This is a genomic window from Pseudomonas sp. TE12508 (genome assembly GCF_056279485.1).
Map to the genome: position 1 here is coordinate 283,703 of NZ_JBWCCN010000001.1, position 20,375 is coordinate 304,077.

Below are 20,375 nucleotides of genomic sequence, written 5' to 3' on the forward strand. Positions count from 1 at the left end.
GGTGTGCCCAAAGGTTTATGTCACTTGTTAGGGTGCCGTTTCTAATTATTCTCACTACTTTGTGCCTGAGCCCGACTCTCTGCGGGCAGTTCCTCGACCCTTCTGCGCGTGAGGTGCACCATGGCCAAAGTTATTTTGAAGAAAAAAGTCGACGTTGAAACTAACGCTCTGGGCGACGTCAAATCGTATGCCCGCAAGATCTGGCTCGCTGGCCTGGGTGCTTACACCAAGGTCGGCCAAGAGGGTAGCGAGTACGTTCAAGAGCTGATCAAGGCTGGTCAAGCTGTTGAAAAGAAAGGCAAAAAAGTAGTCACTGAAAAACTTGAAGCGGCCAATGCCGAGATCGATGAAGCCAAGAGTGAAGTGAGCACTTTCAAAGGCAAAGTCGAACTTCAACTCGACAAAGTCGAAAGGGCTTTCGATACACGTATCGCAAGTGCCTTGAATCGTATCGGCATTCCGTCTAAACATGACGTTGAGACACTCTCTGCTAAGCTCGATGAGCTGACGGCATTGCTCGAACGTGTCGCGCGTAAATCTTAAGGAGAACGGGATGGCTGGTAAAAAGAATACTGAAAAAGAAGGCAGCTCGTGGATCGGGAAGGTCGAAGACTACTCCCGCAAGATCTGGCTGGCTGGTTTAGGCGTGTACTCGAAGATCGACACTGACGGCAGCAAGCTCTTCGATACATTGGTTAAGGACGGCGAGAAAGCCGAGAAGCTCACCAAGAGCGCTGTCGGCAAGAAAGTTGATGCCGCCAAGGACTCCGCTTCGTCGGCCAAGTCGCGCATCAGCGGTGTGAAAGATCGTGCACTGGGCAAATGGGATGAGTTGGAAGGGGCTTTCGACAAGCGCCTGAACAGCGCCATTTCGCGCCTGGGTGTACCGAGCCGCAATGAGGTCAAGGCACTGCACAGCAAGGTCGATACCCTGACCAAGCAAATCGAAAAACTCACCGGTGCCAAGGTCGCGCCTGTTGCGGCGAAAACCGCGGCGGCCAAACCAGCAGCCAAAAGCGTAGCCAAACCATTGGCCAAGGCTGCCGCTAAACCGGCAACCAAAACTGCCGCGGCGAAACCTGCAGCCAAAGCGGCCGCCAAACCAGCCGCAAAACCGGCGGCCAAACCTGCAGCTAAAACCGCAGCAGCCAAACCCGCCGTTGCGAAAAAGCCAGCAGCCAAGAAGCCTGTAGTGAAAAAACCGGCCGCCCCGAAAGCGGCTGCACCGAAACCAGTAGTGGCTGCCGCCAAGCCGGTAACACCGGTCAGCACGGCGAACTCCGCCACTGCTCCGACACCTGCTGTAACCCCGACTGCTGCGCCGGCTCCATCGACGCCAACCAGTCAGTCCTGATGATCGTTCCCACGCTCCGCGTGGGAATGCCTCACCGGACGCTTCGCGTCCATTGCGGCAGTGACGCAGAGCGTCACCGGCTGCATTCCCACGCGGAGCATGGGAACGATCACGCCCGGCCTGCGAAGGTCGGGCGTTTTTGTTTGTGCATGGATTCTGGAAAGCACCACAAATCCGATGTGGGAGCGGGCTTGCTCGCGAAAGCGGTGGCTCAATCGACATCAATGTTGAATGATGAATAGCTTTCGCGAGCAAGCCCGCTCCCACAGGGTTAGTCGTGCTCTTCGAGGTACTGCAACGCCAACCGCTCGGTCGCAACCTTGACAGGCGGCAGCAAGTGCGGCGCCACCAGCATCATGATCTGATACACCACCAGTCGCACTTCACCTTCACGGTCGAGAATTCGCTGATAGTCCAGTGAGAACAGCAACGTCATGGTGATTTGTTCCACCAACTGCCCCAGCGCCTGGGTGTCACTGACCAACTGACCTTGAGCTTTCAATTGCGCCAGCAATGAAGCCAGTGTGCGCTTCAACGCATTGAGTAGATTGCGTATTCCCTTGGCCAGTTTCGGCAGGCGGCCGGCAAGGTTCGACAGGTCCTGGAACAGAAACCGGTAATGGGCCAGGCGTTCGATGATCAGGTGCAGGAACAGCCAGTAATCCTCGGGCGCCAATTCCACATCGGACGGTGGGTCGAGCAAGGGCGTCAACTCGGCCTGGAAGCGCTCGAACAGCCCGAGGATCAGCGGTTCCTTGCCGTGGAAATGGTAGTAGAGGTTGCCCGGGCTGATGCCCATTTCGTTGGCCACTTCCATGGTGGACACATTCGGTTCGCCCTTCTGATTGAACAACTGCAGGGCACATTCGAGAATCCGGTCGCGGGTTTTCATCCAGTCTTCTTAATGGTCGAGTCATGCCACGGCCATTGGCGGCCGTGGTTCGTTAAACGTCAGCGCACACGCACGTAAGTACCGGGTGCCGCCTCCATCGGTGGATAGTTCTGGTTGCCGAGGGCCATCCGGGTTTCGTGTTGTGCGCCGGAGCGTTCCTGAATCCAGTCCAGCCATTGCGTCCACCAACTACCGTCGACGCGCTTGGCGTCGTAATACCAGGCCCGCGGGTCGCTGCTCAGTTTCGGATTCTCGACGTAGTTGGCTTTCGGATTGTTCGGCGGGTTGAGAATGCTCTGTACATGACCGCTGTTGGACAGCACGAAGCGCCGCTCGCCCCCCAGCAGTAATGTCGAGCGATACACCGCATCCCATGGGGTGATGTGATCATTCATGCCTGCCACGCTGAAGCTGTCGACGGTGACTTTCTGCAGGTCGATCGGCGTGCCGCACACTTCCAGCCCGCCAGGATGACTCAGCGGGTTGTGCTTGAAGAAATCCAGCAGATCGCCATGAAACGCTGCTGGCAGACGCGTGTTGTCATTGTTCCAGTAGAGGATGTCGAACGCCGGCGGCTCCTTGCCCATCAGGTAGTTATTGACGAAGTAATTCCAGATCAAATCGTTGGGCCGCATCCAGGCAAACACCCTGGCCATGTCACTACCTTCCAGAACGCCCTTCTGATACGAGCGGCGCTTGGCCGCTTCCAGCGTTTGTTCATCGGCGAAGAGGGTAGCCGGGCTGTCTATCTGGCTGTCGAGCATGCTGACCAGGTAGGTCGCGCTGGACACCCGTCGTAGCTGCCGCTTGGCCTGCAAATGCCCTTGCAATGCGGCAATGGTCAGCCCACCGGCGCAAGCCCCCATCAGGTTGACCTCGCGCGCGCCGGAGATTGCCCGGCACACATTCATCGCTTCTTCGACGGCTTCGACATAAGACGACAGCCCCCATTCGCGATGACGCACATCGGGATTGCGCCAGCTGATAACGAAGGTCTGCAAACCGTTTTTAAGGGCGAACTGAACGAAGCTGTTGTTGGGGCTCAAATCGAAAATGTAGTACTTGTTGATCTGTGGCGGCACGATCAGCAATGGCTTGGAATACTGCTTTTCGCTCATCGGCTTGTACTGGATCAGCTCCAGCAGTTCATTGCGAAACACCACAGAGCCGGTAGTGGTGGCGACCGTTTTGCCCACCTCGAACGCTTGTTTGGTGACTTGTCTTGGCAGGCCGTTGTTGTGCAGGACATCGTCGACCAGATGGCCGATACCCCGCACCAGACTATTGCCGCCGGAGTTGAAAAATTCCTTGATCGCCAGCGGATTGAGCAGGGTGTTGGACGGCGCCACGGCGTCATTGATCAAGGCAAAGGCAAAGTGGGCGCGGGCACGATCGTCCGGGCTCATGTTGCTTTCGTCGATCCAGCTTTTGACTTCTTTCTGCCAGCTCAGATAGGCCTGCAGGCTGCGGCGATAAAAAGGATTGAGGCTCCACGTCGGGTCGGCAAAGCGACTGTCTTGCGGGTTGGTCGGATGCAGGGTTTCACCCAACAATACGCGGCCCAACTGGCCGCCCAGCTTCAAGGCATGCCGGGCCGTATACACCGGGTTGCGCAGGCCGTGGGTGGCCAGGCTGCGCAAGGTCGAAAGCAGGTCCCGGCCGCGCAGGCCGGTAACCGCACTCTGAGCATTGATGAATGCAGCGGGAGTGGGCAAAGAGCCCTTCGCTGGTTTGTCGCGCATGAGTTAACACTCCTTCGTCATCAGGCCAAAAACAAACACACCCGAACAAAACACCATAGACGTTGTTGCGGGTTGTTGCGCGGCACGGCCTCCTGCCGACTCCTTTTCATAAACAAAAGTCGGGATCGGTTAACCGCCCGATGGCGCCGGATGTGGATGCATTACTGCGCGCTGACGTTCTTCCTCAAGAAACTTCATGATGATCGGTGCCACCGCTTCGGCGCGGGTAATCAAGAACAGATGGCCGTCGTCGATGATGTGCAGTTGGGCGTTGGGAATTCGCCAAGCCAGCATGCGCATGTTGATCAGCGGGATCAGTGGGTCGTCGTCGCCGGCCAGTACCAGGGTTGGTTGATGGATTTTGTGCAGCCAGTGAATGCTGGTCCAGCCGAGGCCGGCGAACAGCTGCCAGTAATAACCGAGTTTGCCTGCCGAACGAACCCTGGCGGCGTGACTGGCTGCCAGGGTCGGATCGCGACGGAACGAGCCGCCGTAGATCATCGGTGCAATGCGGATCACATGGGAGGGCTGGATGTAGCGTCGCGGGCTGGCCATCATCATCAGCACTTTAGGCTTGCCCGGAACCATCACGGTGCCTGCCGCCGTGGCCGCCAGCACCAGCTTCTTGCAGCGCTCGGGATAGTCATGGGCGAACTGCTGCGCCAGAGCGCCGCCCCACGAAACGCCAATCACGTTGACTTGTCCGTAATCGAGATAGTCGAGCATTCGCGCCGTGAGTTTTGCCAGGCCCGAGAAGCGATAGGGTCGATTGGGCGTCGATGAGCCGCCGACACCGGGCACGTCGAAGGCGATGACTTCCAGGTCCGGATCCAGAGCCTGGACGAACGGGAATATCAGCTCCAGGTTGGCGCCGATGCCGTTGAAAATCAGCAAGGGCGTCAAGTGAGGCTTGCCGGGGCGTACCGCAGTGCGGAGGGTCTGGCCATCCAGGTTGACGGTACGAAAGACGAACGGTTGCGGCATGCACAGAGCCCTGTAGGTTTTAAACGCTGATCGAGCCGTCCCGGGCCGTCGCAGAATGTTCGAGGTTGGCCTCGAGAGTAATCGATAGAGATCGCGGCACCTCCCAGTGCCGCGGACTGCGAGTTATTTGAAGCTCAACGTTCATGCACGTAAGTACCTGGCGAAGCTTCGCCCGCTGGATAGGCCTTGTTGCCAAGGTTGGCGGGGGATTTTTTCAGCTTGCCCGAACGCTCGGCCTGCCACGCCTGCCAATGCAACCACCAGGAATCGGTGTGTTTGGTGGAGTTTTCCATCCATTCTTCGGCTTTGACCGGCATGTCGGTGCTGGTCATGTAGCGCGCTTTTGGATTGCCCGGAGGGTTCAGGATGCTTTGGATATGCCCGCTGCTGGACAGCACGAACTCGACCTTGCCACCGAACAGCTGCGCGGATTTGTAGCAGGACTTCCACGGGGTGATGTGGTCGTTGGTGCCGGCCAGGGAAAAGATGTCGGCGGTCACCTGCTTGAGGTCGATCGCTGTGCCGCACACTTCCAGTGCGTCGGGGCGGATCAGTGGGTTGTTTTTGAACATCTCGATCAGGTCGCCATGGAACGCGGCCGGCAAGCGAGTGGTGTCATTGTTCCAGAACAGGATGTCGAAAACCGGCGGCTCATTACCCAGCAAGTAGTTGTTGACCCAGTAGTTCCAGATCAGGTCGTTGGGGCGCATCCAGGCGAAGACTTTCGCCATGTCGCGACCTTCCAGCACACCGGCCTGGTAGGAATGGCGCTTGGCGGCTTCGAGGGTCTGCTCGTCGACGAACAGGGCCACATCGCTGTCCAGGGTGGTGTCCAGCACGCTGACCAACAGGGTGAGGGCGTTGACCTTCTTCTCGCCGATCGCTGCGTAGTGACCCAGCAGGGCGGTGCAGGTGATACCGCCGGAGCAGGCGCCAAGCATGTTCACGTCTTTGCTGCCGGTAATCGCGGTGACGACATCGACCGCTTCCTTCAGCGCTTCGATGTAGGTCGACAGACCCCACTCGCGCTGCTCCTTGGTCGGGTTACGCCAGCTGACGATGAATGTCTGCACGTTGTTGCGCAGGCAGAAGCGCGCCAGGCTCTTGTCCGGGCTCAGGTCGAAAACGTAGAACTTGTTGATCTGCGGTGGCACTACCAGCAGCGGGCGTTCATGCACCTGCTCGGTGATCGGTCGGTACTGGATCAGCTCCAGCACGTCATTGCGGAACACCACTGCGCCTTCGGTTACGCCCAGGCTCTTGCCGACTTCGAACGCGCCCATGTTGACCTGGCTCGGCATGCCGCCGTTGTGCACCAGATCCTTGGCCAGATGGGAGAGACCGTCGAGCAGGCTCTTGCCTCCGGTTTCGAAGAAGCGTTTGACCGCCGCCGGGTTGGCTGCCGTGTTGGTCGGGGCCATGGCTTCGGTCATGAGGTTAATCACGAAATGCCCGCGAGCGACGTCCTTGGGCGAAAGATTGCTGTCATCGATCCACGCGTGAAGCTCCTTGCGCCACGCCAGATAGGTTTGCAAATAACGTTTATAGAGCGGGTTCTGACTCCAGGCCGGATCAAGGAAGCGACGGTCATCACTTTGCGGTTGAAGCTCGGATTTTCCGAACAGCACGTTCTTCAGTTCGATGCCGAAATGAGCGACATGCCTGGCACTGTGGATGGGTTGTCTGATGGCCTGGGTCAGCACCATGCGGGCAGAGCCCAAGAGATCCTTTCTACGTAGTCCAACAACAGGATTCAGCCCCAAGGTATTTTCCGAAGCCTGAAATTTCAAGTCATCGTTAAGCTTGTTACTCATCTACGACGCTCCATTGTCCTGAGACGAGTACCTGAGCCCAGCTGTGTAGTCACACAGCAAACGCCAGGTACTACTGCTCGGGTGACCGTTAATTGCGAATAGCTACAAATGCACGGAACTTGCCAGCTCCATTGGTTACCCGAGTTTAATTTTTTTCGCAAGCGGGCCAATCGTTGCCACCGCAGCGAAGCATTCAAACAGATGGAATTAGAAAATGCCCTCTAAATAGCCAGAGGCCTGTATTAGAGCATCAGCTTGACGACCGATTCGTTCGGATCACGGGTCTTTCCAGCCGCTTTGAGTTCAGCAAGATAATCGTTCCAAAGATCTTCTTGGCGCACTGCCAGCTGGTACAGATATTCCCAAGTGAACAGGCCGCTGTCGTGGCCGTCGTCGAAGGTCAATTTCAGTGCGTACTGGCCGGCCGGTTCGACCTTGCTCAGGCCGACGCCGATCTTGCCAAATTGCAGGATAGGTTTGCCGTGGCCCTGGACTTCGGCGGAAGGAGAATGCACGCGAAGGAACTCGGCGGGCAGGTGATATTCCTCGCCGGACGCGTATTTGAGCGACAGGGTTTTTGAGGCTTTGTGGAGTTTGATGTCGGTGGGGAGTTGGGTCGTCATGGGGCCGATCTTCCGTCTGTATGGAGGCCCTGTGTCGACGGGTGACCTGTGGCGAGGGAGCTTGCTCCCGCTCGGCTGCGCAGCAGCCGTAAATTCGGTGAGTGTGGTCTGTCTGGCAGACCGCATTCACTGACTTTTGGGGCCGCTTCGCGACCCAGCGGGAGCAAGCTCCCTCGCCACAGAAGCCCGCTCACACAGATTGAGACCTACAGGATATAACGGGACAGGTCTTCGTTCTGCGCCAATTCGCCCAAGTGGCTGTTGACGTAATCGGCATCGATCAGGATCGGTTTGTCCTCGTGGGTGCTGGCCAGATCACCGGCGCTGAACGACACCTCTTCGAGCAGGCGCTCGAGCAGGGTGTGCAGGCGACGGGCACCGATGTTTTCGGTTTTCTCGTTGACCTGCCAGGCGATCTCGGCGAGACGCTTGATGCCGTCCGGGAGGAATTCGATGAGCAGACCTTCGGTTTTCAGCAGTGCACAATATTGCTCGGTGAGCGATGCATGCGGTTCGCTGAGGATGCGCTCGAAATCTTCCGGGCTCAGGGCCTTGAGTTCGACCCGAATCGGCAGGCGACCTTGCAGCTCCGGCACCAGATCGCTCGGCTTGCTCAGGTGGAACGCACCGGAAGCGATGAACAGGATGTGGTCAGTCTTGACCATGCCCAGTTTGGTGTTGACGGTGCAGCCTTCAATCAGCGGCAGCAAGTCGCGCTGTACGCCCTCACGGGACACGTCGACGCCCCCGGAGTTGCCTCGCTTGGCAACCTTGTCGATTTCGTCGATGAACACGATGCCGTGCTGCTCGACGGCTTCCAGGGCCTTGGCCTTCAATTCTTCTTCGTTGACCAGGCGACCGGCTTCTTCGTCGCGAACCAGTTTCAGCGCTTCCTTGACCTTGAGCTTGCGGTTTTTGCGCTTGCCCTTGCCCATGTTGGCGAACAAGCTCTGCAGCTGGTTGGTCATTTCTTCCATGCCTGGTGGCGCGGAGATATCGACGCCGGACACTTCGGCCACTTCGATTTCGATCTCCTTGTCATCCAGCTGACCTTCACGCAGGCGCTTACGGAACAGCTGACGGGTGTTGGAATCGGCCGACGGTGCAGCGTCCTCGTTGCTGAAGCCCATGCGTGCCGGTGGCAGCAAGGCGTCGAGGATGCGTTCTTCGGCAGCGTCTTCGGCGCGGTGGCGAACCTTGGTCATTTCCTGTTCGCGCAGCAGTTTGATCGCGGCGTCGGCCAGATCACGAATGATCGATTCGACATCGCGGCCGACGTAGCCCACTTCGGTGAACTTGGTCGCTTCGACCTTGATGAACGGCGCGTTGGCGAGCTTGGCCAGGCGACGGGCAATCTCGGTTTTACCGACACCGGTCGGGCCGATCATCAGGATGTTCTTGGGGGTGACTTCGACGCGCAGCTCTTCAGGTAGCTGCATCCGGCGCCAGCGGTTACGCAAGGCGATGGCGACGGCGCGTTTGGCATCGTCCTGGCCGATGATATGGCGATTGAGTTCGTGGACGATTTCACGGGGGGTCATGGGCATAATAATTGGCGGTCCTCAAGCAGAAGTGAGCCGTGGCGCAATGGCCTGCACAGGCTTACTCAGCGAGATCCTGCTCCTCGATGGTGAAGGTGTGGTTGGTGAATACGCAGATGTCGCCGGCGATGCCGAGCGCTGTTTCGACGATTTCCCGCGCCGACAAATCGGTTTTCTTCAACAGGGCACTCGCGGCAGCCTGGGCGTAACCGCCGCCGGAACCCATGGCGATCAGGCCTTCTTCAGGCTCAACCACGTCACCGTTGCCGGTGATGATCAGGGAGGCATCTTTGTTGGCGACCGCGAGCATGGCTTCGAGGCGGCTCAAGGAGCGGTCGGTGCGCCATTCTTTGGCGAGTTCGACGGCGGCGCGAACCAGGTGGCCCTGATGTTTCTCGAGCTGGCCTTCGAAACGCTCGAAGAGGGTGAAGGCGTCAGCGGTGGCCCCGGCAAAACCGGCGATAACCTGGCCGTGGTAGAGGCGGCGAACTTTCTTCGCGTTGCCTTTCATCACGGTATTGCCGAGCGAAACCTGGCCGTCGCCGCCCATGACGACTTTGCCGTGGCGGCGAACTGAAACGATGGTGGTCAAGGGAGAGTCTCCACGCAGCGGGGCGAAAATGCCTTATGCCAACTCATATGGGGGTGGTGGAGCGTTTTTCAACTGTAGGACGCGGCGGGGGACGAGCGGTGCGAGGCGCGTAGGAGCTGCCGAAGGCTTGATCGTTCCCACGCTCTGCGTGGGAATGCCTCAAGGGACGCTCCGCGTTCCAGCTCTAGAAAGGGACGCGGAGCGTCCCGGGCTGCATTCCCACGCGGAGCGTGGGAATGATCATGAAGGGTCAGCGGCTTTGGCGTTGTTGTAACAACAGGTTGCTGAAGCCGCTGCCCGCCAGTTGCTTCTGAGCGGTTGTCAGCTGTTCGCGGTTGCTGAACGGACCAACCAGCACCCGATACCAGGTCTCGTCCTTCACCGTGCCGGACTCAACCGCCACGGCCTGACCCAGCAGGATGATCTGCGCACGCACCTTGTCGGCATCGGCTTCCTTGCGGAACGAACCGGCCTGCAGGAAGAACTTGGTCACCGGCGCAGCTTTCGCCACGGGCGGCGCTGGCGGCGGGGTGATGCCGGCCAATGCCGCTTGAGCCCTGGCCGTGTCGATCTTCGCCGCTTCCGCAGGCGTCACCGGCGTGGTCGGAATGGCCGGCACTTGTGGTGTCGGCAGGGTTTTCTCCGGCACTGCGTCCGGCGGCACGATGACTTCCGATTCCGGCAGCAAGGTGTAGAAATCGTACTTCGGCTTCACCGGTTGCGTCGGGCTCGGCGGAGTCTTGTTGGCCTCGGCGATCTTGGTGGCTTTCTGCTGCTCGATCTTCTCGCGCTTGACGGTATCGCTGCCCTTGCCCGGCTCCAGCTTCATCAGGAACACAATGAACGCACCGACCGTCAGGCCGATGGCCATCCACAGCCAGCCCGGGATCGGTTGCTTTGCAGGAGCTTGGTAACGGCTGGCGCCACGCTTGGGTGCAGGTTTTTTCTTGGCAGCCAACTTACATGCGCTCCAGAGTTTCCAGACCCAAGAGTTCCAGGCCTTGCTTGAGAGTGCGGCCGGTCAGCGCGGCGAGGCGCAGGCGGCTCTGCATTTGCACCGGGGTGTCGGCGCCGAGGATCGGGCAGTTCTCGTAGAAGCTGGAGAACAGGCCGGCGACATCGTACAGGTAGGTGCAGAGGATGTGCGGCGTGCCTTTGTCGGACACGTTATTCAGGATCTCGCCGAACTGCGCCAGTTTCGCCGCCAGCTCATGTTCGTGTGCGGCTTCGAGGACGATTTGCCCTTCGACTTCGCTGAAATCCTTGCCGAGTTTGCGGAACACGCCGGCCACCCGGGTGTAGGCGTACAGCAGATACGGCGCGGTGTTGCCTTCGAAGTTCAGCATCAGGTCGAAGTTGAAGCTGTAATCGCTGGTGCGGTGCTTGGACAGGTCGGCGTATTTCACGGCGCCAATGCCCACGACCTTGGCGATGTTGCGCAACTCGTCTTCGGCAAGCTCCGGGTTCTTCTCTTTCACCAGGGTGTAGGCGCGTTCCTGGGCTTCGGTCAGCAGGTCGATCAGCTTCACGGTGCCGCCATCACGGGTCTTGAACGGACGGCCGTCGGCGCCGTTCATGGTGCCGAAGCCCATGTGTTCCATTTCCATCGGGTGCGTCACGAAGCCGGCCAGGCGCGCGACCTGGAACACTTGCTGGAAGTGCAGGGCCTGGCGCTGGTCGACGAAGTACAGCGCGCGATCGGCCTTGAGCTTGCCGCTACGGTAGCGCACGGCGGCCAGGTCGGTGGTGGCGTAGAGGTAGCCGCCGTCAGCCTTGACGATGATCACCGGCAGCGGGTCGCCGTCGGCGTTCTTGAATTCGTCGAGGAACACGCATTGAGCGCCGTTGCTCTCGACCAGCAGGCCAGCGGTCTTGAGGTCGTTGACCACGTTGATCAGGTCGTCGTTGTAGGCGCTTTCGCCCATTACGTCGGCCATGGTCAGTTTGACGTTCAGCAATTCGTAGATTTTCTGGCAGTGCGACAGCGAGATGTCTTTGAACTTGGTCCACAGCGCCAGGCAGTCCGGGTCGCCGGCTTGCAGCTTGACCACCAGGCCGCGGGCGCGATCGGCGAATTCTTCGGATTCGTCGAAGCGTTGCTTGGCGGCGCGGTAGAAGTTCTCCAGATCCGACAGCTCATCACTGGTGATCGGGTTTTCCTGCAGGTAAGCCATCAGCATGCCGAACTGGGTGCCCCAGTCGCCAACGTGGTTCTGGCGGATCACTTCGTCGCCGAGGAACTCCAGAACCCGAGCCACGCCGTCGCCGATGATGGTCGAGCGCAAGTGGCCGACGTGCATCTCTTTGGCCAGGTTCGGGGCCGACAGGTCAACCACGGTGCGCTGCACCGGACCGGCTTTGCGCACGCCGATGTGGTCGTCGGCCAGCGCCGCGTCCAGGCGGGTCGCCAGGGCTTGCGTGTTCTGGAAGAAGTTCAGGAAGCCAGGGCCGGCGATTTCGGCTTTGGAGACGTTCTCGTCAGCCGGCAGCGCGGCGATGATTTTCTCGGCCAGGTCACGGGGCTTCATGCCCGCAGGCTTGGCCAGCATCATGGCGATGTTGCTGGCGAAGTCGCCGTTTTTCTTGTCACGGGAGTTTTCCACCTGGATCGCCGGCGACAGGCCTTCAGGCAACACACCTTCGTTGACGAGTTGGGTGATGGCTTGTTGGATCAGCTGGCGAATGGTGTCTTTCATGGTCTTCTCTTTCGACCGCTAGCGCGGCGGCGCTTCGATGCGCTGGTGGAAAAACTGGGCATTATCCGTTGCGAAGACGGGCTTGCCAACTATAGCGGGCAGGTTATGGATATGTGGTGACAAATCGACCGCTATCGCGGGCAAGCCCGCTCCCACAGGGTAAGTGGTGTGACGTAGAGCATGTAAGCAACGCAGATCCCTGTGGGAGCCGGGCTTGCCCGCGATAGCGATCTTGAATTCAATACAAATCGACCGGATCTACATCCAGGGACCAGCGCACCGCCCGCCCACTCGGCATCTGCTCCAAAACCAGCAACCAACTGCTCAGCAATCGATGCAGCGGCGCCCGGGCCGTGGCTTGCAGCAACAACTGCGCGCGATAACGCCCGGCCCGGCGCTCCATCGGTGCAGGCACCGGCCCCAGCAACTCAATCCCGGTCAGATTCTGCTCGGCCAGCAAACGCTCGGCCTCGCTGCACGCTTCATCGAGGAAGCCTTCGGCCTGCCCCGGTTTATGCGCTTCGGCCCGCAGCAGCGCGAGATGCGCAAACGGCGGCAGACCGGCGGAGCGGCGTTCGCTCAACGCCTGTTCGGCAAAGGCGAAATAGCCCTGTTCGGTCAGTTGCACCAGCAGCGGATGGTCCGCCAGGTGCGTCTGGATAATCACTTTGCCCGGTTCTTCGGCCCGCCCCGCGCGCCCGGCGACCTGGACGATCAACTGCGCCATGCGTTCGCTGGCGCGGAAATCGCCGGAGAACAGTCCGCCGTCGGCATCCAGAATCGACACCAGGGTCACCCGTGGAAAGTGGTGCCCTTTGGCAAGCATTTGTGTGCCGACCAGAATGCACGGCTGGCCTTTTTGAATGGTGGCGAACAGTTGATTCATCGCGTCTTTGCGTGAAGTGCTGTCGCGGTCGACCCGCAGCACCGGGACGTCCGGAAACAGAATCCCCAGGCGTTCTTCGGCGCGCTCGGTACCGGCGCCCACAGGCCGCAGATCGACCTTGCCGCACTTCGGGCAATGACGGGGCACTCGTTCGACGTAGCCACAATGGTGGCAACGCAGTTCGCCGGAGCGCTGGTGCACGGTCATTCGCGCGTCGCAGCGCTGGCATTCAGACATCCAGCCGCAGTCGTGGCAGAGCAGCGTCGGGGCGAACCCTCGGCGGTTGAGGAAAACCAGCACTTGCTGGCCGGCGGCCAGGGTCTGACCGATGGCTTGCTGCATTGGTCCGGAAATGCCGCTGTCCAGCGGACGACTTTTCACGTCCAGGCGCAGGAACCGTGGTTGCTTGGCGCCACCGGCCCGCTCATTCAGGCGTAAGAGACCGTAACGACCGGTGTAGGCGTTTTGCAGGCTTTCCAGCGAAGGTGTGGCGGATCCGAGGACAATCGGGATGTTTTCCTGCCGGGCGCGGACCAGTGCCAGGTCGCGGGCGTGGTAGCGCAGACCTTCCTGCTGTTTATAAGAGCCGTCGTGCTCTTCATCGATGATGATCAGGCCGGGGTTTTTCATCGGCGTGAACAGTGCCGAACGGGTACCGATAATAATGTCGGCCTCACCATCCCGTGCCGCCAGCCAGGCTTCCAGGCGTTCGCGGTCATTGACTGCGGAGTGGATCAGCGCGATGCGCGCATTGAAGCGCTGCTCGAAGCGCGCCAGGGTTTGCGGGCCGAGGTTGATCTCCGGGATCAGCACCAGGGCTTGCTTACCGGTCTCGAGGGTTTCGCGGATCAGCTGCAAATAGACTTCGGTCTTGCCGCTGCCGGTGACGCCAGCCAGCAGGAACGCGTGATAACTGTCGAATCCGGCGCGAATCGCTTCATAAGCGGCGCGCTGTTCCGGGTTGAGCGGCAATTCCGGTTGCGCTAGCCAGTGTTCGTGGCGGGCGCCGGGGGCGTGCTTGCGGATTTCGACTTGCACCAGATCCTTGGCCAGCAACAGATCGAGGCTGTCCTTGCTCAGCATCAGTTTGCTCAGCAACTGATGAGCGACGCCATGGGGATGCTGGGACAGGGTTGCCAAGGCTTCACGCTGGCGTGGTGCGCGGGCGATGCGCGGATCATCGAGGCTGGCGCCGGGTGCGGCGGACCAAAAGCGTTCCTGACGAGCCTCGGCCAGTTCACCCTGACGCAACAACACTGGCAGCGCCCAACTCAACGTGTCGCCGAGGCTGTGCTGGTAATACTGAGAGGTCCACAGGCACAGCTTGAACAGCGCGGGCGGCAGCGGCGGCGTGGCGTCGAGCAGCGCCAGGGCCGGTTTGAGCTTTTCTACCGGCACTTCGCTGGTGTCGGTGACCTCCACCAGAATCCCGATCATCTCCCGCCGACCGAACGGCACCCGCAAGCGCATGCCAGGGTGCAACTGGGCACGCAAGATACCGGCCGGGGCACGATAATCGAACAGGCGGCGCAGGGGCGAAGGCAGGGCGAGGCGCAAAATGGCGTTGGGCACGCGGGGGGATCTCTCTGGGCGGGCAGTAAGAAAGGCTGAGCGCAACCCCTGTGGGAGCGGGCTTGCCCGCGAAAACGGTGCAACAGCCACCTGAGATGTTGAATGTTACGGACTCTTCGCGAGCGAGCCCGCTCCCACAGGGATTGCTCTTGAGGTCGGGAGCCTAGCAGACGACTGGTTTAAGCGACAGCTTGCGTGAATGGCATTGTCTGGTAGAATCCGCGGCCTAATTACGTGCGGTATTCAACAATGGTGTTGAGTGGCGGCACGCTAGCCTGAGGAATACATCATGAAAGCCGATATCCATCCAACATACGAAATCACCGCAGTTACCTGCAGCTGTGGCAACAAGTTCGAAACTCGTTCGAACCTGGCCAAGCCTCTGGCGATCGACGTATGCAACGAGTGCCACCCGTTCTACACCGGTAAGCAGAAGACTCTGGATACTGGCGGTCGTGTACAGCGCTTCGCAGACCGTTTCGGCGCTTTCGGCAAGAAAGCTCCTGCTGCTGCAGAGTAAGGTCGAAAGCCCCGTGGGCTTTTCCTTGCTGATGAAAAAGGCGTCCCTCGCGGGCGCCTTTTTTGTGTCCGCGATTTGGCTTTCCGGTGCCCAGGCCTTCTGCCCGGCACCGAGCGGGCTCACGTCGGTCACGGTGCAGCGCGTGGTGGATGGCGACACTTTGCGTCTGAGCGATGGCCGCAGCGTGCGCATGATCGGTTTGAATACGCCGGAGCTGGGCAAGCAGGGGCGTTCTGACGAGCCGTTCGCCGTGGCCGCGCGCAAACGCCTTGAAGCTCTGGTGGCCGCCAGCGACGGGCGGGTCGGTTTACTGCCGGGTAAAGAAAGCAAGGACCATTACGGCCGCACCCTGGCTCATGTCTACAGTGTCGATGGGGCCAACCTCGAAGCGCAGATGCTCGCCGAGGGGCTCGGTTTTCAGGTGGCGGTGGCACCGAATGTCGATTTGGTCGCCTGCCAGCAAGCGGCTGAACGCAGTGCTCGTCGGGCCGGTCTCGGGCTGTGGCGACAATCACCTGTATTGAAAGCGGAGCAGATCAGCGCATCCGGTTTCGCCATGCTCAGTGGTCGTGTGAGCAAGGTTCAGCGCAATCGCGGCGGGGTTTGGATCGAGTTGCAGGATTCGGTTGTATTGCGGGTTGCACCCAATCTGCTGGAGCAATTCGATGTCGCATCGCTTGAAAAGCTCAAAGGCAAGCAAATCGAGGCTCGTGGCTGGGTAGTGGATCGTTCGCGCCGCGGTGGGTTGAAACCGGGGCAGGCGCGCTGGCTTCTGCCGCTGACCGATCGAGCGATGTTGCAGACAGCACCGTAAGAAAAAGTTGTAGACATTTTTCATGTTGATTGTGAACAGTCTATCCCTTGTGTTCCGTGGCTCTTGGCCCAAAGTCGTAGGGCCGGGCGCTTGACAGGGGTGACTGGTCAGTCTTGTGAGGACTTTGCGAGGCGAGTATCCTCGGCGGTCCGTCTGTCCAACAGTAAAAAGCGGAATGCCCCTATGTCTGATCTGAAAACTGCCGCTCTCGAATATCACGCCCATCCCCGTCCAGGGAAGCTGAGTGTCGAGCTCACCAAGGCCACCGCTACCGCCCGCGATCTGTCGCTGGCCTACAGCCCCGGCGTAGCCGAACCAGTACGCGAAATCGCCCGCGATCCTGAACTGGCCTACAAATACACCGGCAAGGGCAACCTGGTTGCAGTCATTTCCGATGGCACCGCGATTCTCGGCCTGGGTAACCTCGGCCCATTGGCTTCCAAGCCAGTTATGGAAGGTAAGGGCGTGCTGTTCAAGCGCTTCGCCGGCATCGACGTGTTCGACATCGAAGTCGACTCCGAAAGCCCGCAAGCCTTCATCGACACCGTCAAGCGTATTTCCATTACCTTCGGTGGCATCAACCTGGAAGACATCAAGGCGCCTGAGTGCTTTGAGATCGAACGCGCTCTGATCGAGCAGTGCGATATTCCGGTATTCCACGATGACCAGCACGGCACCGCAATCGTTACTGCGGCCGGCATGATCAACGCCCTGGAAATCGCTGGCAAAACCCTGGCTGACGCCAAGATCGTCTGCCTGGGCGCCGGTGCTGCCGCCATCTCCTGCATGAAATTGCTGGTGAGCATGGGCGCCAACATCGAAAACATCTACATGGTTGACCGTACCGGCGTGATCCACTCCGGCCGTGACGACCTGAACCAGTACAAGGCTGTGTTCGCTCACGCGACCGAGAAGCGCACCCTGGCTGACGCGCTGGAAGGCGCTGACGTGTTCGTTGGCCTGTCCGGCCCGAACCTGCTGAGTGCTGAAGGCCTGAAATCCATGGCGGCCAACCCGATCGTGTTCGCGTGCTCTAACCCGGATCCGGAAATCTCCCCGGAACTGGCGCACGCCACCCGTAACGACGTGATCATGGCCACCGGCCGTTCGGACTACCCGAACCAGGTCAACAACGTACTGGGCTTCCCGTTCATCTTCCGTGGTGCCCTGGACGTTCGCGCCAAGCGCATCAACGAAGAAATGAAAGTGGCTGCCGCCAACGCCCTGCGTGAACTGGCCAAGCTGCCAGTGCCTCAGGAAGTGTGCGACGCCTACGGCGGCATCAAGCTGGAATTCGGTCGTGAGTACATCATTCCGAAACCAATGGATGCCCGTCTGATCACCCTGATCTCCGATGCCGTGGCCAAGGCTGCGATCGAGACCGGTGTGGCGACCCTGCCGTATCCGAAGAACTACCCGCTGAAAAGCGTGGATGACGTGTTCAACGGCTAAGCCGTTGTAGCGCATCAACCAAAAGCCCCGGCTCTCGCGAGTCGGGGCTTTTTTGTATCTGAGAGTTTGATCGTTCCCACGCTCTGCGTGGGAATGCCTCAAGGGACGCTCCGCGTTCCAGCTCTAGAAAGGGACGCGGAGCGTCCCGGGCTGCATTCCCACGCAGAGCGTGGGAATGATCGGCAGGCCAAAAAAACCCCGCTCTTCTTTCGAAGGCGGGGCTTTTGCGTTGCGCTATCCGATCAGAACAAATCGATCGGCGCTGCCTCATCGGCTGGCAGCGGGCTGCCCGGTACATTGCCGTTGCTCAGCTCGTTAACCGACGGTGGTGTGTCTTCGGCCTTGAACAGTTCGAAGTAGGCACCTGGCGTACTTGGGGTGGCCGCGCGGCCGCTGATCGGGTCGACGCGCAGGCTGAGAATGCCTTCGGGTTCCGCTTGGGTGTGGGGCGGTTTGTCTTTGAGGGCCGCCGCCATGTAGTTCATCCAGATCGGCAAGGCAACGGTGCCGCCGAACTCGCGTTTGCCCAGGCTTTCCGGTTGGTCGAAGCCGGTCCAGACGGTGGTCACGTAATCGGCGTTGTAGCCGGAGAACCAGGCGTCCTTGGATTCGTTGGTGGTACCGGTCTTGCCCGCGATGTCGCTGCGACCCAGCGCCAGCGCACGGCGGCCGGTGCCGAGTTTGATCACATCCTCAAGCATGCTGTTGAGGATGTAAGTGGTGCGCCCATCGATGATGCGCTCGGCCACGGCCGGCGTTTGTGGCATTGGCTGGGCGCTCGGTGCTTCGCCTGGAGTAGCGTTGACCGTGAAGGTGTCAGAGGCCGGCATGGCGATGCCATCGCTGGCTACGGTGCCTTTCGGAACGCTCGGCGGGTTGGCGACAAATAGCGTGTCGCCGTTGCGGCTTTCGATCTTGTCGATGATGTACGGGGTGATCTTGTAGCCGCCATTGGCGAAGGTGGCCCAGCCGGTGGCGATTTCCATTGGCGTCAGGGTCGCGGTACCCAGGGCCAGGGACAGGTTGCGCGGCAGGTCCTGCTTGTTGAAGCCGAACTTGCTGATGTAGTCGATGGTGCGGTCGACACCCAGCGCTTGCAGCAGGCGGATCGATACCAGGTTGCGCGACTTGTAGAGCGCTTCACGCATGCGGATCGGGCCGAGGAAGGTGTTGGTGTCGTTCTTCGGACGCCAGACTTTGTCCAGGTACTCGTCGACGAACACGATCGGTGCGTCGTTCACCAGGCTGGCGGCGGTATAGCCGTTGTCCAGGGCGGCGCTGTAGACGAACGGCTTGAAGCTCGAACCCGGCTGACGTTTGGCCTGCATGGCGCGGTTGTAGTTGCTCTGCTCGAAGGCGAAACCGCCGACCAGCGAACGAATGGCACCGTTCTGCGGGTCGAGGGAAACCAGCGCGCCTTGAGCCTGCGGAATCTGGCTGAATTTGAGCGAACCATCTGGCTGACGCTGTACGCGAATCAGATCACCGACCTGTGCGACATCCGACGGCTGCTTCGGATTGGCGCCCATGCTGTTGGTGTTCAGGAACGGACGAGCCCACTTCATGGTTTCCCAGGCGACGTGCTCTTCGCCGGTACCCGTGCGGGTCAACACCTGCACGCCGTTCTTGTCGACCTGGGTCACGATCGCCGGTTCCAGGCCGCTGATGATTCGCTGTTTGGTCAACTCCTGAGTCCAGGCCTCTCGGGTTTTACCCGGCAGGCGTGACTCGGGGCCGCGATAACCGTGCCGTTGGTCGTAGGTCATCAAGCCTTCATGAACCGCGGTGTTGGCCATCTCCTGCAAATTGCTCGGCACCGTGGTGGTGACACGGAAACCTTCGGTATACGCATCGCTGCCATAACGGCCGACCATTTCGGCGCGGGCCATTTCGGCGACGTATGGCGCGTTCACTTCCGGAGTCGGCACATGGTAGCTGGCGTTCAGCGGCTCATTGATCGCAGTGGTGTAGTCGGCTTCGGTGATTTTGCCGAGCTTATACATGCGTCCCAGGATCCAGTCTCGACGCTCTTTGCTGCGGGTCGGGTTGGCCAGCGGGTTGAAGCGCGACGGAGCTTTTGGCAGACCGGCGATCATCGCCATCTGCGCCAGGCTCACGTCACGAATCGACTTGCCGTAATAAACCTGCGCCGCTGCTTCGATGCCGTAGGCGCGGTTGCCCAGATAGATCTTGTTGACGTACAGCTCGAGGATCTCGTCCTTGGTCAACTGTCGTTCGATCTGAAGGGCCAGGAGGATTTCGGTGGTTTTGCGCGAGAAGCTGCGTTCGCTGGTCAGGAAGAAGTTCTTCGCTACCTGCATGGTGATGGTGCTGCCGCCGGACTGAATATGTCCGCTCTTTACCAGCTGGGTGGCGGCACGCATCAGGCTGCTGGGATCGACGCCGTAGTGGTTGGCGAAATTGTCGTCCTCAGCACTTAGTAACGCATTAATGAAATTGGGGGGAATGTCGGCGAAACGGATTGGCGTACGGCGCATTTCGCCAAATTCTGCGATCAACTTGTTGTCGCTGCTGTACACCCGCAAAGGAATCTGCAACTGAATACTTCTCAGCGCCTCCACGGATGGCAATCCGGGGCTAAGGTAAAGAAAAGCGCCGCTCAGACCCAGGAGCAGTCCGCAGAAAACGGCGACGATGGACCAACCGAAAAATTTCAGCAGACGAATCAAGGCTTTTGGATATCCAGGGTAAAAAATGAATTAGGCATCAGGGTTCAGGCTATACAGAGAATGACCCGCGCTTGCAGTGAAAGCGGAAAAAACGCTCAGCATTATAAGCATTTTTCCGTCGGGGGCGTCATTTGCGCTTCTGTCAAGACGGAGGGTATTGAACGCAATGGATATTACAGAGTCCGTAACTCACGGATAGTCAT

Annotated in this window: 16 protein-coding genes; 5 read left to right on the forward strand and 11 right to left on the reverse strand. The window is 59.7% G+C overall.

From position 1 onward, the window contains the following. Positions 1–120 precede the first annotated feature (120 nt). Together ACZ9IM_RS01250 and ACZ9IM_RS01255 are read left to right on the forward strand one after the other, a co-directional pair. Complete coding sequence (locus ACZ9IM_RS01250; RefSeq protein WP_007899266.1) at positions 121–543, forward strand: phasin family protein; 423 nt, start codon at positions 121–123, stop codon at positions 541–543. 10 nt (positions 544–553) lie between these two features. After that, a complete protein-coding gene (locus ACZ9IM_RS01255; RefSeq protein WP_007899258.1) occupies positions 554–1,354 on the forward strand; it encodes a phasin family protein in 801 nt (266 codons plus the stop codon). Positions 1,355–1,625: 271 nt separating this feature from the next. Here the strand turns inward: ACZ9IM_RS01255 and ACZ9IM_RS01260 are convergent, their stop codons facing one another. The 10 genes from ACZ9IM_RS01260 to ACZ9IM_RS01305 form a co-directional block, all read right to left on the reverse strand. Further along, the gene (locus ACZ9IM_RS01260; RefSeq protein ID WP_218397020.1) at positions 1,626–2,246 is read right to left on the reverse strand and encodes a TetR/AcrR family transcriptional regulator; all 621 of its coding nucleotides are present in this window, start codon (positions 2,244–2,246) and stop codon (positions 1,626–1,628) included. Between the two features lie 59 nt (positions 2,247–2,305). After that, on the reverse strand, positions 2,306–3,988 hold the full coding sequence (gene phaC, locus ACZ9IM_RS01265; protein ID WP_476223209.1) for a class II poly(R)-hydroxyalkanoic acid synthase: 1,683 nt from the start codon (positions 3,986–3,988) through the stop codon (positions 2,306–2,308). A 129-nt stretch (positions 3,989–4,117) separates the two neighbouring features. Then, the gene (gene phaZ, locus ACZ9IM_RS01270) at positions 4,118–4,972 is read right to left on the reverse strand and encodes a poly(3-hydroxyalkanoate) depolymerase (protein WP_008067658.1); all 855 of its coding nucleotides are present in this window, start codon (positions 4,970–4,972) and stop codon (positions 4,118–4,120) included. Positions 4,973–5,106: 134 nt separating this feature from the next. After that, positions 5,107–6,786, reverse strand: coding sequence for a class II poly(R)-hydroxyalkanoic acid synthase (gene phaC / locus ACZ9IM_RS01275; protein WP_007899254.1), 1,680 nt, complete (start codon positions 6,784–6,786; stop codon positions 5,107–5,109). Positions 6,787–7,028: 242 nt separating this feature from the next. Further along, positions 7,029–7,409 carry a gamma-butyrobetaine hydroxylase family protein gene (locus ACZ9IM_RS01280; protein WP_007899253.1) on the reverse strand — a complete coding sequence of 127 codons (381 nt, stop codon included), beginning with the start codon at positions 7,407–7,409 and terminating at the stop codon, positions 7,029–7,031. 206 nt (positions 7,410–7,615) lie between these two features. Further along, positions 7,616–8,956, reverse strand: coding sequence for an ATP-dependent protease ATPase subunit HslU (gene hslU, locus ACZ9IM_RS01285; protein WP_007899245.1), 1,341 nt, complete (start codon positions 8,954–8,956; stop codon positions 7,616–7,618). A gap of 55 nt (positions 8,957–9,011) precedes the next feature. Further along, the gene (hslV, locus tag ACZ9IM_RS01290) at positions 9,012–9,542 is read right to left on the reverse strand and encodes an ATP-dependent protease subunit HslV (protein ID WP_007899242.1); all 531 of its coding nucleotides are present in this window, start codon (positions 9,540–9,542) and stop codon (positions 9,012–9,014) included. Between the two features lie 250 nt (positions 9,543–9,792). Continuing rightward, complete coding sequence (locus tag ACZ9IM_RS01295) at positions 9,793–10,500, reverse strand: SPOR domain-containing protein (RefSeq protein WP_030129222.1); 708 nt, start codon at positions 10,498–10,500, stop codon at positions 9,793–9,795. Between the two features lies 1 nt (position 10,501). Next, on the reverse strand, positions 10,502–12,238 hold the full coding sequence (argS, locus tag ACZ9IM_RS01300; RefSeq protein WP_476223210.1) for an arginine--tRNA ligase: 1,737 nt from the start codon (positions 12,236–12,238) through the stop codon (positions 10,502–10,504). 238 nt (positions 12,239–12,476) lie between these two features. Then, entirely contained in the window at positions 12,477–14,696 is a 2,220-nt protein-coding gene (locus ACZ9IM_RS01305) for a primosomal protein N' (protein ID WP_476223211.1), read from the reverse strand. Between the two features lie 289 nt (positions 14,697–14,985). Between ACZ9IM_RS01305 and rpmE the strand changes: the two genes are divergently transcribed. From rpmE to ACZ9IM_RS01320, 3 genes are all read left to right on the forward strand, one after another. Further along, positions 14,986–15,216, forward strand: coding sequence for a 50S ribosomal protein L31 (gene rpmE, locus ACZ9IM_RS01310; protein ID WP_007899231.1), 231 nt, complete (start codon positions 14,986–14,988; stop codon positions 15,214–15,216). A gap of 25 nt (positions 15,217–15,241) precedes the next feature. Next, positions 15,242–16,030 carry a thermonuclease family protein gene (locus ACZ9IM_RS01315; protein WP_427627958.1) on the forward strand — a complete coding sequence of 263 codons (789 nt, stop codon included), beginning with the start codon at positions 15,242–15,244 and terminating at the stop codon, positions 16,028–16,030. 183 nt (positions 16,031–16,213) lie between these two features. Continuing rightward, on the forward strand, positions 16,214–17,482 hold the full coding sequence (locus ACZ9IM_RS01320; protein WP_007899225.1) for a malic enzyme-like NAD(P)-binding protein: 1,269 nt from the start codon (positions 16,214–16,216) through the stop codon (positions 17,480–17,482). 242 nt (positions 17,483–17,724) lie between these two features. Here the strand turns inward: ACZ9IM_RS01320 and ACZ9IM_RS01325 are convergent, their stop codons facing one another. After that, positions 17,725–20,169, reverse strand: coding sequence for a penicillin-binding protein 1A (locus tag ACZ9IM_RS01325; RefSeq protein ID WP_476223272.1), 2,445 nt, complete (start codon positions 20,167–20,169; stop codon positions 17,725–17,727). Positions 20,170–20,375 lie beyond the last annotated feature (206 nt).

Excerpts from the sequence above, each read along its gene's own strand:
- ACZ9IM_RS01250 (WP_007899266.1), top strand. The coding sequence starts at position 121 with ATGGCCAAAGTTATTTTGAAGAAAAAAGTCGACGTTGAAACTAACGCT.
- ACZ9IM_RS01255 (WP_007899258.1), top strand. The coding sequence starts at position 554 with ATGGCTGGTAAAAAGAATACTGAAAAAGAAGGCAGCTCGTGGATCGGG.
- ACZ9IM_RS01260 (WP_218397020.1), bottom strand. The coding sequence starts at position 2,246 with ATGAAAACCCGCGACCGGATTCTCGAATGTGCCCTGCAGTTGTTCAAT.
- phaC (WP_476223209.1), bottom strand. The coding sequence starts at position 3,988 with ATGCGCGACAAACCAGCGAAGGGCTCTTTGCCCACTCCCGCTGCATTC.
- phaZ (WP_008067658.1), bottom strand. The coding sequence starts at position 4,972 with ATGCCGCAACCGTTCGTCTTTCGTACCGTCAACCTGGATGGCCAGACC.
- phaC (WP_007899254.1), bottom strand. The coding sequence starts at position 6,786 with ATGAGTAACAAGCTTAACGATGACTTGAAATTTCAGGCTTCGGAAAAT.
- ACZ9IM_RS01280 (WP_007899253.1), bottom strand. The coding sequence starts at position 7,409 with ATGACGACCCAACTCCCCACCGACATCAAACTCCACAAAGCCTCAAAA.
- hslU (WP_007899245.1), bottom strand. The coding sequence starts at position 8,956 with ATGCCCATGACCCCCCGTGAAATCGTCCACGAACTCAATCGCCATATC.
- argS (WP_476223210.1), bottom strand. The coding sequence starts at position 12,238 with ATGAAAGACACCATTCGCCAGCTGATCCAACAAGCCATCACCCAACTC.
- rpmE (WP_007899231.1), top strand. The coding sequence starts at position 14,986 with ATGAAAGCCGATATCCATCCAACATACGAAATCACCGCAGTTACCTGC.
- ACZ9IM_RS01320 (WP_007899225.1), top strand. The coding sequence starts at position 16,214 with ATGTCTGATCTGAAAACTGCCGCTCTCGAATATCACGCCCATCCCCGT.